Below are 13,395 nucleotides of genomic sequence, written 5' to 3' on the forward strand. Positions count from 1 at the left end.
CAATATGACAGTCAAAGTTGCCATTGCCCAGATGAATAGTGTTGTCGGTGATCTTGCCGGTAATGCTGCACAGATTACAGAATATGCCCGTCGCGCTGCTGAACAGGGGGCAGACATACTCGTCACGCCAGAATTGTCACTGGTGGGTTACCCGCCAGAAGACTTATTGCTGCGTCAGGCGTTTTATCTTGAAACTGCTATTGCACTCGATACCTTAAAGAAACAGCTTACGCTATTTCCTGGTCTTGCGGTTTTGGTCGGTCACCCGAGTGAGGTGGATGGCAAGCGCTATAACGCTGTTTCTGTTTTGCAGGATGGCGCAATACTAGCCAGTTATTTTAAGCGAGACCTGCCAAATGATATGGTGTTTGATGAAAAACGCTATTTTTCATCTGGTAACCAGGCTTGTGTATTCACTATCAAGGGTGTGAATTTTGGTGTCAATATCTGTGAGGATACCTGGCAACCAGATGCACCTGCCCAGGCCAGACAGGCGGGCGCAGAAGTGCTGCTGGTGCCAAACGGTTCGCCCTACCATATGGGCAAGCAGCATCAGCGCTACGACGTGATGCGTGCCAATGTTATTTCACAAGGTCTGTCACTGGTGTATGCCAATCTTGTTGGCGGTCAGGATGAATTGATTTTTGATGGCAATTCTTTTGTCATGGATGCTCAAGGCCAGGTTTGCGCCCAACTGAAGCACTGCGAAGCTGATTTGCAATTGGTGGAATTTAACGGTGCTCAGCCTTTGAGTGGTCGCGTGGAAGCAGCTTTGTCGCTGGAGGCTGAGGTCTATCAGGCGCTCGTCATGGGTGTGCGTGATTATGTAGGCAAGAACGGTTTCCCCAGTGTCTTGCTCGGTCTGTCTGGCGGTGTTGATTCTGCCCTGGTCCTGGCTATAGCTGTGGATGCCCTGGGCGCCGACAAGGTCAGGGCCATCATGATGCCTTCACCTTATACGGCAGATATATCCTGGCTGGATTCGCGTGATATGGTGGCACGCATAGGTGTGCGCTATGATGAGATATCCATCAGCGATTGCTTCAGCGCATTCCGTTCCACCCTGAGCGAGGAATTCGCCGGATTGAAGGAAGATACTACCGAAGAAAATATACAGGCACGCATACGTGGCACACTGTTGATGGCCCTGTCGAACAAATATGGCTCCATTGTTTTGACGACGGGTAACAAGAGTGAAATGGCAGTCGGTTACTGTACTCTATATGGTGATATGGCAGGCGGTTTTGCTGTCATCAAGGATATTGCCAAAACCCTGGTATATCGCCTATGTGCTTATCGCAATACCCTGTCAGCCGTGATACCCGAGCGGATACTGACCAGGGCACCATCTGCTGAATTGCGGCCTGATCAAAAAGATCAGGACTCTTTGCCGCCCTATGACATTCTGGATGGCATCATGTCCATGTACATGGAAGAAAACAAGGCGCGCGCTGATATCGTTGCGGCTGGCTATAAGACAGAAGATGTGGAGCGTATCACGCGCCTGATTAAAATCAATGAATACAAACGGCGTCAGGCGCCTATAGGTATCAGGATTACACATCGCGCATTCGGGCGCGACTGGCGTTATCCTATTACTTCGAAATTCAGAGACTAGTAAATTAATTCGCACTAATCCGCAAATATTCGTGCTCAATGTGTACTCAATTTGTAATATTAAGGAGAGGGAAATGAAACAAATTACCGCTATTATCAAGCCATTCAAACTTGACGAAGTACGTGAAGCTCTGGCTGACGTTGGCGTTACCGGTCTTACCGTGGTTGAGGTCAAAGGCTTTGGCCGTCAAAAAGGACACACTGAGCTATATCGTGGCGCAGAATATGTCGTCGATTTTTTGCCCAAGATCAAGGTGGAAGTCGTGGTAGACGACAAAATTACCGATAACGTCGTGGATGCCATCATCAAGGCTGCCCATACAGGCAAGATAGGTGACGGCAAGATATTCGTGCAGAATGTGGAGCAGGTAATACGCATAAGGACAGGGGAGACTGGCCCAGACGCGGTTTAATTAAGTACTGCCTAAGTTAAGCTAAACTAAGCGACGCGATGCAGAGTGCGTCGCTAGTCATGCTCCATGCTTATATTGCGCAGTACGAAGTGTAAATGCAGGAATGCAAAGCCTGCAACATTAAAGCCCGCTGTCAGGCTTTTAGCAGCACGATCAAGGCACCAGCACCACCATCGGCAGCGGTCGCCTGGCTAAAGGCCAATACTTCATCTTTCTGTATCAACCAGTTCCTGACTTTTTGCTTCAGTACCGGTTCCTTGTTGATGGATCCCAGTCCTTTACCATGGATGATGCGTACGCAACGCGTGCCATTGCGCATGCATTTGCGCAGGAATTCTCCCAGACTGTCCCTGGCTTCATCGCGGCGCAAGCCATGCAGGTCAAGTTGCGCCTGTATGACCCAATGGCCTTTCCTGAGCTTCCTGACGACATCCTGCCCAACACCTGATCTGGTGTAGCTCAGGTTTTCATCAGTTTCCAGCAGTGAGTCGGCATCGAACTCGTCTGATAAAGATTCCTGCAATGCCGCCTGCTCATCTGCAATGTGCTGAAAGGGCAGGGGTTCCAGGCGTGCAGGTACAGGCTGGTGTTTTACTGCGGCCTTCAACACTTCCACCTTGCCTACGCTGGAACGAAAAATATTCGCCTCCTCCCTGGCTTTCTTTTCCCGCTCCAGGCGTTCTGCTTCGGCACGTAGTCGGCTTTCTTCCTGCTGCTTTAATTGCTGACTCAGTGACTTCAGGTCAGCAAGGTTTTTAAAAGACGACATGCTTTGCATCCTTGATTAAAACTTATTCTTCCAGGAAGCGTTGTGCATCCAGTGCTGCCATACAACCTGTACCTGCGCTGGTGATGGCCTGGCGATAGATATGATCCTGTACGTCGCCAGCAGCAAACACGCCCGGTACATTGGTGGCTGTTGCCATGCCTTCAGTACCGGTACGGGTTTTGATATAACCGTTTTTCATGTCCAGTTGACCATCAAAAATGCTGGTATTCGGTTTGTGACCAATCGCAATGAATACGCCATGCAGCGTAATAGGGGTAATTGTTCCATCAGCCGCTTTGACATTGATGCCGGTTACACCAGATTCATCACCGATGACTTCGTCGAGCGTATGGTTCCATTTGACTTCGATCTTGCCTTCAGCAACCTTGGCCATCAGGCGGTCTATCAAGATTGCCTCTGCGCGGAACTTGTCACGACGGTGGATGACCGTGACCTTGCTGGCGATATTTGACAGGTACAGGGCTTCTTCCACAGCGGTGTTGCCACCACCAACCACAGCCACTTCCTTGCCACGGTAAAAGAATCCATCGCAAGTGGCGCAGGCAGAGACCCCTTTGCCCATGAAGGCTTGCTCAGACGGCAGGCCCAGGTATTGTGCAGATGCACCAGTAGCGATAATCAGGGAATCACAAGTGTATTGCGCCTGGTCGCCGATCAGGCGTATCGGTTTTTCGTCCAGCTTGGCAGTGTGAATGTAATCAAAAATGATTTCTGTATTAAAGCGTTCTGCATGCTGCAAAAAGCGTTGCATCAGTTCCGGGCCTTGTACGCCCATAGGGTCAGCTGGCCAGTTTTCTACATCTGTTGTGGTCATCAACTGGCCGCCTTGTTCTACACCGGTGATCAGTACAGGTTTCAGATTGGCGCGGGCAGCGTACACAGCTGCGGAATAACCTGCGGGGCCAGAGCCAAGAATTAATACGCGGGCATGTTTGGGTGTGGACATAGCAGACCTGATAAAAAGTGGATGATTAGCTGAATTGCAGATAATAGATGGCGTTTTTCATGCAAATTTCAAGTTTTTTGCTGATTTTGCATCGCTATCCTGAGATAAGCATGAATTATAGACTATCCTCATAGTGGTCGTCTTCCCGCCGTAGGGTGCCGGGCCAGGGTATCTGTTTCAACTGTTACAGTGCACTTGTTTGGCGCATACACGGCTTCATGCTATCTTGTCAGCTTTTGATAGCTGTCCGAATGAGGTTGCTCTCTGTTTTATGACTACTGGTAACGAAGCTTATACTCGAAGCAAGAAAACTGCAGCACCTGCAGCGCCACCAAACCGCTTTCTGGTTCTGTTGATGGAAGCGAAATGGATAGCCCTGGCGGCATTTTGCATTTGCCTGATACTGATCATGGCAAGCTACTCCACACAAGACCCGGGCTGGTCAAGGTCGGTAGATATCCCACGCATACACAACATTGCTGGCAAATTTGGGGCCTGGCTATCTGACGTGCTGTTTTATGTATTCGGCATGTCAGCGTGGTGGTGGTGTGTATTTGCCTGCCGCCAGGTTTGGATTTCTTATAGCAGTTTGTCGCAAAGGGTAAAGCTGAATCCTGAACCTGAGCCTGATGTTGGTTTTCCTGAAATTCTGGTGCGTAATGTCGGGTTTGGCTTGCTATTGGCTGGCAGCATGGGCCTGGAATACTTGCGCATGCACAGTCTCAAAGTGGCTTTGCCATTAGGGCCGGGTGGGGTGCTGGGTGAATTGATAGGCAATGCCGGCTTTGCAGCGCTGGGCTTCACTGGCGCGACACTGGCCTTGTTGCTGATGATTGCCTTGGGTATCAGCCTCTACTTTCACGTATCCTGGCTGACGATAGCAGAGCGTATAGGTGGGGGCATAGAATGGGCTTTTGTTTTCGTGCAAAGCAAACATGCTGATGCAGAAGACCGGCGCGTTGGTCAGACTGCCGCCGTCAAGCGTGAAGAAGTCGTAGTGCAGGAAAGAGCCAAAATCGTCGAGGCGACACCAATACGCATAGAGCCGCAAGTAGTTGCCGTGCAGCGCTCAGAACGCGTAGAAAAAGAAAAGCAGGTGTCGCTGTTCAATGAACTACCGGACACGAATCTGCCACCTTTGTCTTTGCTGGATGAACCGCCACCAGTGCAGGAAACTGTCAGTGTGCAAACTCTGGAATTCACCAGTCGCCTGATAGAGAAAAAACTCTCAGACTTTGGTGTCGATGCCAAGGTCGTGGCTGCTTATCCCGGCCCTGTGGTTACCCGCTATGAAATTGAACCAGCTACCGGCGTCAAGGGTAGTCAGATCGTTAACCTGGCACGTGATCTGGCGCGCTCATTGTCGTTGACATCCATACGCGTGGTTGAAACCATACCAGGTAAAAATTACATGGGTCTGGAATTGCCTAATCCCAAACGTCAGATTGTGCGCCTGACCGAGATTTTGGGTTCCAAGGTCTATAACGACAGCTCATCGAGTCTGACTGTGGCATTGGGCAAAGATATTGGCGGTCTTCCTATCTGTGCAGATTTGGCCAAGATGCCACATTTGCTGGTAGCGGGTACTACAGGTTCTGGTAAGTCTGTGGGTATCAATGCCACTATCCTTTCACTGCTGTACAAGTCAGACCCTAACGATGTGCGCATGATACTGATTGATCCAAAAATGCTGGAGATGTCAGTGTATGAAGGCATACCGCATTTGCTGGCACCGGTGGTCACCGACATGCGCCAGGCAGGCCATGCCCTGAACTGGGCTGTGGCAGAGATGGAGCGCCGTTACAAGCTGATGTCCAAACTTGGTGTGCGTAATCTGGCTGGCTATAACACCAAGATTGCCGAGGCAACACGCAAGGAAGTGCATATCCCCAATCCCTTCAGCCTGACGCCAGATGCGCCAGAGCCCCTTGAAAAACTGCCAACCATCGTCATTATTATTGATGAACTGGCTGATTTGATGATGGTGGTCGGTAAAAAGGTAGAGGAATTGATTGCCCGTATTGCGCAAAAAGCCCGTGCTGCAGGCTTGCATCTGATACTGGCGACACAAAGACCATCGGTAGATGTGATCACTGGCCTGATCAAGGCGAATATCCCTACCCGTATTGCTTTTCAGGTCAGCAGCAAGATAGATTCGCGCACAATTCTTGACCAGATGGGCGCCGAGGCTCTGCTGGGTATGGGTGACATGCTTTATATGCCACCTGGCACAGGTTTGCCTATCCGCGTTCACGGCGCTTTTGTGTCCGATGAAGAAGTACATCGTGTTGTTGAATACTTAAAATCACAGGGTGAGCCAAATTACATAGAAGGTATACTCGAAGGCGGTACGCTGGAAGAGGGAGGCGAAGCAGGTGGCGAGAGTGCTGGCGCAGGTGGTGGTGAAGCCGATGCTTTGTATGACCAGGCGGTTGCCATCGTACTCAAGAACCGCCGCGCCTCGATCTCGCTGGTGCAAAGGCATTTACGCATAGGTTACAACCGCGCCGCCCGTTTGCTGGAACAAATGGAACAAAGTGGTGTCGTATCTACCATGCAGTCTAACGGCAACCGTGAAATCCTGGTTCCCGCCGGGAATACAGAATAAAGCGGCAGAATAAAGCGACAGAATAATTGCCGCAAAATAGCAGCGACAGAATAGGATAAATCAGTGAAGAAACAAGCAAACATGATGGCAAAACTGGCAGCAGGTGCGTTTGCACTTGCCATGATACCGGCATGGGCGTCCGCTGCTGCAGTTGAACAATTCAAATCCTTCGTTACCAACAATAAAAGCGCCAAGGGTGAATTTACGCAACAGCAAATCAAAATGGTTGATGGCAATCCCAAGATCAGCAAGACGGCGACAGGCAATTTTGTGTTCGCCCGCCCGGGCAAGTTTATCTGGTCATATGTGAAGCCGTATGAACAACTTTTGCAGGCAGATGGTGAAAAGCTGTACATCTACGATAAAGACTTGAATCAGGTCACGATTCGACCGCTAGGCAATTCCCTGGGTTCCAGTCCCGCAGCCATTTTGTTTGGCAGTGCTGGCGCGGCTGATCTGGACAAGAATTTCAATTTCAAGGAGGTCGGTGCGAAGCAAGGCCTGGAGTGGCTGGAAGCCACGCCCAAAGCCAAGGATTCACAGTTTGAGACCATAGGCATAGGTATGAAAGATGGCGTTCCTGTTGCTTTGGAACTGCACGACAATTTCGGTCAGTTTTCTACCCTGACCCTCAAGAATCTGGAAAAAAATCCTGTGCTGAAGCCTGAGCAATTCAAGTTTGTCGTGCCTGCCGGTGCGGATGTATTTCGCCAGTAATAGCATTTAATGAATATGTTGCACAATAACCCGCGCAAAAAGCCTGCCCCACTGGCTGAGCGCATGCGCCCGGCTACGCTGGATGATGTCATTGGCCAGCAGCATATCCTGGGCGAAGGCAAGCCTTTGCGCGTTGCTTTCCAATCAGGTGAACCACATTCGATGATCTTGTGGGGCCCGCCAGGCGTAGGCAAGACCACGCTGGCGCGTCTCATGGCAGATGCTTTTCTATGTGAATTCATTGCCTTGTCGGCAGTCTTGTCAGGCATCAAGGACATACGCGAAGCGGTAGAACGTGCCCAGATATTGCAGGCAGCCTCCCATCGCAGGACCATACTGTTTGTCGATGAAGTCCATCGCTTCAACAAGAGCCAGCAAGATGCTTTTTTGCCGCATGTGGAAAGTGGCTTGTTTACTTTCATCGGTGCGACCACGGAAAATCCTTCATTTGAAGTCAATAGCGCCTTGTTGTCACGTGCCTCAGTGTATGTACTTAAATCACTGACAGACGAAGACCTCGAAGCCATGGTAGTGCGCGCCTGTGAGCGTGAGCTGGATGGCTTGACGCTGACGCCAGAAGCCATGGCCAGCCTGGTTTCCAGCGCTGATGGTGATGGCCGTAAATTACTGAATAATCTCGACATCGTTGCCCATGCAGCGCTGGCCAAGCATCTCGATACTGTAGACCAGGGTTTGCTGGGCGAATGCCTGGGTGATGCCTTGCGCCGCTTTGATAAAGGTGGTGATGCTTTTTATGACCAGATTTCTGCCTTGCATAAATCGGTGCGTGGCTCCAACCCTGATGCGGCCTTGTACTGGTTGGTACGCATGCTTGACGGCGGTGCCGACCCGCGCTACATGGCCAGGCGCATATTACGCATGGCCTCAGAAGATATAGGCCTGGCTGACCCGCGCGCCTTGCGCATTTGCCTCGACGCGGCAGAAACCTATGAAAGACTGGGTTCACCTGAGGGTGAACTGGCCTTGGCAGAAGCAGTAATCTATCTGGCTTGTGCTGCCAAATCAAATGCAGTCTACAAAGCATATAACGCCGTGCGCGCCATGATCGCCAAAGACAAGTCCCGTGTCGTACCAGAGCATTTACGCAACGCACCAACCAAGCTCATGAAAGAACTGGGCTATGGTAAATTGTATCGCTATGCCCATGATGAGCCAGATGCCTACGCCGCAGGTGAAACCTATCTGCCTGAAGGTTTGGAGAATGAATCCTGGTATCACCCTGTGCCGCGTGGGCTGGAAATCAAGATAGCAGAAAAACTCGCATATTTGCGCAGCCTGGATGATCAGGCCAAGTAATTTCAGTTTCGTCTGAATTTCAATTGTTTAAGCTTCATTCGTTTAGATTTCAATCGTCTGAGTTTCATTCTTTTATATCTCATTGCAAACCAATAATCATAACAAGGACTTTCATGAATAAAACATTTACCGCAAGTGCAGGCCTATTGTTATTGTCACTGGCAGGTTCTGTCTATGCCCAGACAGAAGAGCAACGCAGTACCCTGGCCGACCAGAAAGAAGTTGCTGTCACTATCTACAATGAAAATCTGGCCCTGATCAAGGATCAGCGTAAGCTGCCTTTGAAACGCGGTGCAAGCGCACTGGCTTTCCGCGATGTCAGTGCCAAGATGCGCGCTGAAACTGCCTTGCTGCGCAGCTTGTCAGCGCCAGGCAGCTTGTCTGTTGTCGAACAAAATTTTAATTTCGATTTGCTGACGCCGCAAAAACTGCTGGAAAAATATGTAGGGCGTCAAGTCAGCATTGTCCGCATGAACCCGGCAACTGGCATCGAGACCAAAGAATCGGCAGAAGTCTTGTCTGCCAACAATGGCGTCGTGTTGAAGATAGGTGATCGCATAGAAACCGGTATGCCAGGCCGTATTGTTTATCCCGATGTACCAGCAAATTTGCGTGATCGTCCTACCCTGGTGATGGCACTCGATAACAATGGCGCACAACAACAGGATGTGGAGCTCAGTTATCTGACTGGTGGCTTGTCCTGGAAGGCAGATTATGTCGTTGAACTGAATGCTGCTGATGACAAGCTTGATATTTCAGGCTGGGTCACGCTGGGCAATACCAGTGGCACGACCTACCGCAATGCCAAGCTGCAACTGGTGGCAGGTGATGTGCATCAGGTACTGCAAAGGATAGAGGTTAGCGGTAGTGCAGTTAAAAGACTGGATGCCCCGCAAGCCATGATGGCCAAAAAAGCCATGGCGGAAGAATCTCTGTTTGAATATCACCTCTACACACTGGACAGGCCAACCACCATTGCAGAAAATCAGACCAAGCAAGTAGCTTTGTTGACTGCTTCCGGAGTTCCCGCCCGTAAAGAGTTGCTGCTGACAGGCAGTGATTATTACTACCAAAGCAGTTACGGTGATCTTGGTCAAAAAATGAAGATAGGCGTCTTTGTCGAATTCGATAATAAAGAAGCCTCGCATCTGGGCATGCCTTTACCAAAAGGTGTCGTGCGCGTTTACAAAAAAGATGGTGCAGGCAATGCGCAATTCATCGGTGAAGATAACGTGGATCACACACCAAAGAATGAAAAAGTCCGCCTTAAACTGGGCGAAGCCTTTGATGTGACCGCAGACAAAAAGCAGACAGACTTTAAAAAACTCGCAGGAACAGGCAAATACAATTATGTATTTGAGAGCGCCTACGAGCTGGTATTGAAGAATGCAAAGAAAGAAGCTGTTGTCGTTACCGTGCAAGAACCCATGCCAGGTGACTGGCAAGTCTTGAACAGCAGTCATCCTTATACCAAGGGCGCCAGCAATACCGCAGTGTGGAAAATCAGCGTACCTGCCGAAGGTAATACCAAGCTGACTTATCGTAGCCTGGTCAGGTATTGATATAAAAACGGCATTTCCTTCTACCTGAAAATAGGGGAAATGCCCATCCCTTGATACAATAGTCAATTAGCTTAGTTTACTGCACTTAAAATCATGATAGATATTCAACTTTTGCGCAAAGATATTGCCAATGTGGCAGCGCGCCTGGCTACCCGCAAGTTCCAGCTGGATGTAGAAACCTTTAATGCCCTCGAAGCCGAACGCAAACAAATCCAGTCCCGCACTGAAGAATTGCAAGGCAAGAAAAATACCATCTCCAAACAGATCGGTAATCTCAGAAGCAAAGGTGAAGATACTTCCGCATTGATGACTGAAGCGGCCAGTATTCCAGAAGAGTTGAGAGCATCCGAAGCGCATTTGAGCGATGTGCAAGTGCGGATGAGTGCATTCCTGCAAACCATTCCGAACCTGCCACATGAATCTGTTGCTGTCGGTGAGGACGAAACCGGTAATGTGGAAGTGCGCAAAGTCGGCGCACCACGTGCCTTTGATTTTGAAGTCAAGGATCATGTAGACATTGGTTCTGCCCTGGGTCTGGATTTTGAAACTGCAGTCAAACTGACAGGCTCCCGTTTCTCCGTCATGAAGGGTGGCATGGCTCGCCTGCATCGTGCACTGGCCCAGTTAATGCTCGACATGCAAACACTGGAACATGGCTATACCGAAATGTATACGCCATACATGGTCAATGCAGATTCCATGCGTGGCACAGGTCAGTTGCCCAAATTTGAAGAAGACTTGTTCGCAGTGAAAAAAGGTGGGCAAGAGGGCGCAGGCGAAACGTTTTATCTGATCCCGACTTCAGAAGTCACACTGACCAACACCGTGCGCGACGAGATACTGGCTGCCGATGCATTGCCTATCAAAATGACGGCACACACACCATGCTTCCGTTCTGAAGCGGGCAGTGCGGGCCGTGATACGCGCGGCATGATACGTCAGCATCAATTCGACAAAGTCGAAATGGTACAAATCGTTCATCCAGAAAAGTCCATGGAAGCCCTGGACGAAATGGTAGGTCATGCTGAAGCTGTTCTGGCCAAGCTGGAGTTGCCTTATCGCGTCATGAGTTTGTGCACTGGCGATATGGGCTTTGGTGCCTGCAAGACTTTCGATCTGGAAGTGTGGCTGCCAGCACAAAACACTTACCGTGAGATTTCTTCAATCTCGAATATGTTCGACTTCCAGGCGCGCCGTATGCAAGCCCGCTTCCGCAATGCGCAAGGCAAGCCAGAACTGGTACATACCCTGAACGGCTCTGCATTGGCAGTTGGCCGCACTCTGGTCGCCGTGCTGGAAAATTATCAGCAGGCTGATGGCTCTGTCGTCATCCCTACAGCTTTACGCCCATACATGGGTGGTCTGGAAAAACTGGCGCCAACAGCTTAATTAGGCCTGGCTCTATAAAAAACGCGCTTCACGACATAAAGTGAAGCGCGTTTTTTGTTGACAGATTACGGCTTAGCCTACGAGTAAATCCATTTCAGAACGTCGATCTACAAACAGACTATTGCCATGAATTTTCTTGGCCTGCTTCTTCGCATCGGATGCAGCGATGGATATCTGATGATGTGAGTAATAGCGGTTCGCCCTTGACTTAACCACACCAAGAGACAAGCTCACGAGTGGGTAAAAGACTTTCTTACCCTGCCTGTCTTCACTGAGGTAACCACCTCTTTCACGGTCTTCATTACTGTAAAAGTCATGAATGGCAGCAGAAAAACTCGCAAGTATGGCCTGACAGCGTACTTCCCAATCCTCGCTGCGGAACAGGATAATGAAATCATCGCCACCGATGTGGCCAATGAAATCCAGTTGCGGATCGCAGTGCTGTTTCAATACATCGCTGGTCATTTGAATGATGTCGTCGCCACGGCGGTAGCCATAGACATCGTTAAAGGGTTTGAAATGGTCAAGGTCGCAATAGCAGGCGCAAAAAGACTGCTCTTTCTGCAGCAATACATCAATATGTTCATTGATAGGAACATTGCCTGGCAATTGTGTCAGTGGATTGGCATAACGCGCCGCATTGATTTGCATTTGCGTGATCTCGCGCATCAAATCCGGCCCGCTACCCAGACCGATGTAATACCCCTGATCGGTGATGATAATGCCATTGATTAATTGCTCGGGATTGGCTTCCACAATGATGTGGCTGACATCCTGCATGCTGGTATTTTTATCGACGATGACAGGATGCGCTTCCATGAAGACCGTGCAAGGTTTTTTGCCATACAATTCGCGCTGATAAGGGCGGGCGAAGCGATCTATCATGTGGTAACGGTTGATCAGGCCTACAGGCATGCCATCATCCACCACTGGGATGATTTGCAATTTTGGATGTTGCAAGAAGATGTCATCGACCTGGTTATTCAGCATACGCGAAGAAATGGTCGGTGGCGTCTTTAAAATCTTTTCTACCGTGACAGCCTGTTCAAAACTGCCTGATGTACGTCGTGCTGCCTGATACTGATTTGGGGTTAAAATCCGCGCCACTTCAGCTGATACCGCACGCGCAGGGGTAGGGTGGGGGCGGGCGATATGGTAACCCTGGCCACAGGCCACACCAAGGTCCCGCACAGCCAGTAACTCGGCCTGGGTTTCTATACCCTCCGCAACGACGCGCGTGCCAGATTTCTCGGCGATGCTTTGTATCGAGCGTACAAACTGCGCCTTGACCGGATCATGATCTATGCCCTGGATAAAATGCATGTCGATCTTGACATAGTCAGGCTTTAGTTCTGACCACAAACGCAAACTGGAAAAACCTTCACCCAGATCATCAATCGCAATCTCAAAACCCATCTCGCGATAATGGATGACTGCCTCACACAGCAAGGCATAGTCATGCGTGGGTTGATACTCCGTCAGTTCTATGATGACGCGCTCAGGGTTGATGCCCAGTTCATGGATATAATCCAGCGTCTCACCATAGCGCACATCTCTCTGCAGCAGACATTCGGGGCTGACATTCAAAAACAACTTGCCAGGCAATTTCTGTGCAGCGAATTGTTCCAGCACGATACGGCGGCACAGGTGTTCTACCGTCACCGTCAGATTATTGTCCCATGCTGCTTTAAACAAATTGACAGGGGAGTGCAAGGGGCTGTCAGATGGGCCGCGTATCAGGCCCTCATAACCCAGTATGTCGCCATTCTGCATCTGCACGATGGGCTGGAAGCGTGCAGTCAATAGGCGCTGCTCAATGATGCGTTGCAAATGCGTCAGCATCAGCGCGGCAGACTGTACGCCGATCTGGCCGATGTCTTGCTCTGATACCAGGTTTTGCTGAGACAGATAATCCACAGTATCTCCCGCTATACAACTTTCCATTGAAGCTAATCCCAATATTGAAATGCCAAATGCAGTCACAGTTACAAGCTACAGCTTGCCGCATTGCATCAGAATATAGTCTTGCTTTATGA

10 protein-coding genes are annotated in these 13,395 nt (G+C 49.9%); 7 read left to right on the forward strand and 3 right to left on the reverse strand.

Annotation, left to right across the window (positions count from 1 at the left end):
- Positions 1 to 4 precede the first annotated feature (4 nt).
- Together AC3WQT_RS18825 and AC3WQT_RS18830 are read left to right on the forward strand one after the other, a co-directional pair.
- Entirely contained in the window at positions 5 to 1,618 is a 1,614-nt protein-coding gene (locus AC3WQT_RS18825) for an NAD+ synthase (protein ID WP_492705983.1), read from the forward strand.
- A gap of 73 nt (positions 1,619 to 1,691) precedes the next feature.
- Entirely contained in the window at positions 1,692 to 2,030 is a 339-nt protein-coding gene (locus tag AC3WQT_RS18830; RefSeq protein WP_492705985.1) for a P-II family nitrogen regulator, read from the forward strand.
- A gap of 133 nt (positions 2,031 to 2,163) precedes the next feature.
- Here AC3WQT_RS18830 and AC3WQT_RS18835 read toward each other — a convergent pair whose 3' ends face one another.
- Together AC3WQT_RS18835 and trxB are read right to left on the reverse strand one after the other, a co-directional pair.
- Positions 2,164 to 2,808: a Smr/MutS family protein gene (locus AC3WQT_RS18835; RefSeq protein ID WP_492705987.1), complete on the reverse strand. Its 645-nt coding sequence runs from the start codon at positions 2,806 to 2,808 to the stop codon at positions 2,164 to 2,166.
- A gap of 13 nt (positions 2,809 to 2,821) precedes the next feature.
- Positions 2,822 to 3,766 (reverse strand): thioredoxin-disulfide reductase, encoded by a 945-nt coding sequence (gene trxB, locus AC3WQT_RS18840; RefSeq protein WP_492705989.1) that lies wholly within the window; start codon positions 3,764 to 3,766, stop codon positions 2,822 to 2,824.
- A gap of 271 nt (positions 3,767 to 4,037) precedes the next feature.
- On the opposite strand from trxB, the gene AC3WQT_RS18845 reads away from it, so the two are divergent.
- The 5 genes from AC3WQT_RS18845 to serS all read left to right on the forward strand — a co-directional run bounded on the left by AC3WQT_RS18845 (position 4,038) and on the right by serS (position 11,359).
- Entirely contained in the window at positions 4,038 to 6,374 is a 2,337-nt protein-coding gene (locus AC3WQT_RS18845; RefSeq protein ID WP_492705991.1) for a DNA translocase FtsK, read from the forward strand.
- 81 nt (positions 6,375 to 6,455) lie between these two features.
- Positions 6,456 to 7,091 (forward strand): outer membrane lipoprotein chaperone LolA, encoded by a 636-nt coding sequence (gene lolA, locus AC3WQT_RS18850; protein WP_492706276.1) that lies wholly within the window; start codon positions 6,456 to 6,458, stop codon positions 7,089 to 7,091.
- Positions 7,092 to 7,100: 9 nt separating this feature from the next.
- The gene (locus AC3WQT_RS18855; RefSeq protein WP_492705993.1) at positions 7,101 to 8,408 is read left to right on the forward strand and encodes a replication-associated recombination protein A; all 1,308 of its coding nucleotides are present in this window, start codon (positions 7,101 to 7,103) and stop codon (positions 8,406 to 8,408) included.
- 113 nt (positions 8,409 to 8,521) lie between these two features.
- Positions 8,522 to 9,970, forward strand: a complete 1,449-nt coding sequence (locus tag AC3WQT_RS18860) for a DUF4139 domain-containing protein (protein WP_492705994.1) — start codon at positions 8,522 to 8,524, stop codon at positions 9,968 to 9,970.
- Positions 9,971 to 10,063: 93 nt separating this feature from the next.
- Positions 10,064 to 11,359 (forward strand): serine--tRNA ligase, encoded by a 1,296-nt coding sequence (gene serS / locus AC3WQT_RS18865; RefSeq protein ID WP_492705995.1) that lies wholly within the window; start codon positions 10,064 to 10,066, stop codon positions 11,357 to 11,359.
- A 72-nt stretch (positions 11,360 to 11,431) separates the two neighbouring features.
- Here the strand turns inward: serS and AC3WQT_RS18870 are convergent, their stop codons facing one another.
- Positions 11,432 to 13,201 carry a GGDEF domain-containing protein gene (locus tag AC3WQT_RS18870; RefSeq protein ID WP_492706277.1) on the reverse strand — a complete coding sequence of 590 codons (1,770 nt, stop codon included), beginning with the start codon at positions 13,199 to 13,201 and terminating at the stop codon, positions 11,432 to 11,434.
- Positions 13,202 to 13,395 lie beyond the last annotated feature (194 nt).

The sequence above is a fragment of the Undibacterium sp. FW305-107 genome, assembly GCF_058788535.1.

Bases quoted from the DNA above. Each gene is read 5' to 3' on its own strand.
- AC3WQT_RS18825 (WP_492705983.1), top strand. From the start codon at position 5: ATGACAGTCAAAGTTGCCATTGCCCAGATGAATAGTGTTGTCGGTGAT.
- AC3WQT_RS18860 (WP_492705994.1), top strand. From the start codon at position 8,522: ATGAATAAAACATTTACCGCAAGTGCAGGCCTATTGTTATTGTCACTG.
- AC3WQT_RS18830 (WP_492705985.1), top strand. From the start codon at position 1,692: ATGAAACAAATTACCGCTATTATCAAGCCATTCAAACTTGACGAAGTA.
- trxB (WP_492705989.1), bottom strand. From the start codon at position 3,766: ATGTCCACACCCAAACATGCCCGCGTATTAATTCTTGGCTCTGGCCCC.
- AC3WQT_RS18855 (WP_492705993.1), top strand. From the start codon at position 7,101: ATGAATATGTTGCACAATAACCCGCGCAAAAAGCCTGCCCCACTGGCT.
- serS (WP_492705995.1), top strand. From the start codon at position 10,064: ATGATAGATATTCAACTTTTGCGCAAAGATATTGCCAATGTGGCAGCG.
- AC3WQT_RS18870 (WP_492706277.1), bottom strand. From the start codon at position 13,201: ATGCTGACGCATTTGCAACGCATCATTGAGCAGCGCCTATTGACTGCA.
- AC3WQT_RS18845 (WP_492705991.1), top strand. From the start codon at position 4,038: ATGACTACTGGTAACGAAGCTTATACTCGAAGCAAGAAAACTGCAGCA.
- AC3WQT_RS18835 (WP_492705987.1), bottom strand. From the start codon at position 2,808: ATGCAAAGCATGTCGTCTTTTAAAAACCTTGCTGACCTGAAGTCACTG.
- lolA (WP_492706276.1), top strand. From the start codon at position 6,456: ATGATGGCAAAACTGGCAGCAGGTGCGTTTGCACTTGCCATGATACCG.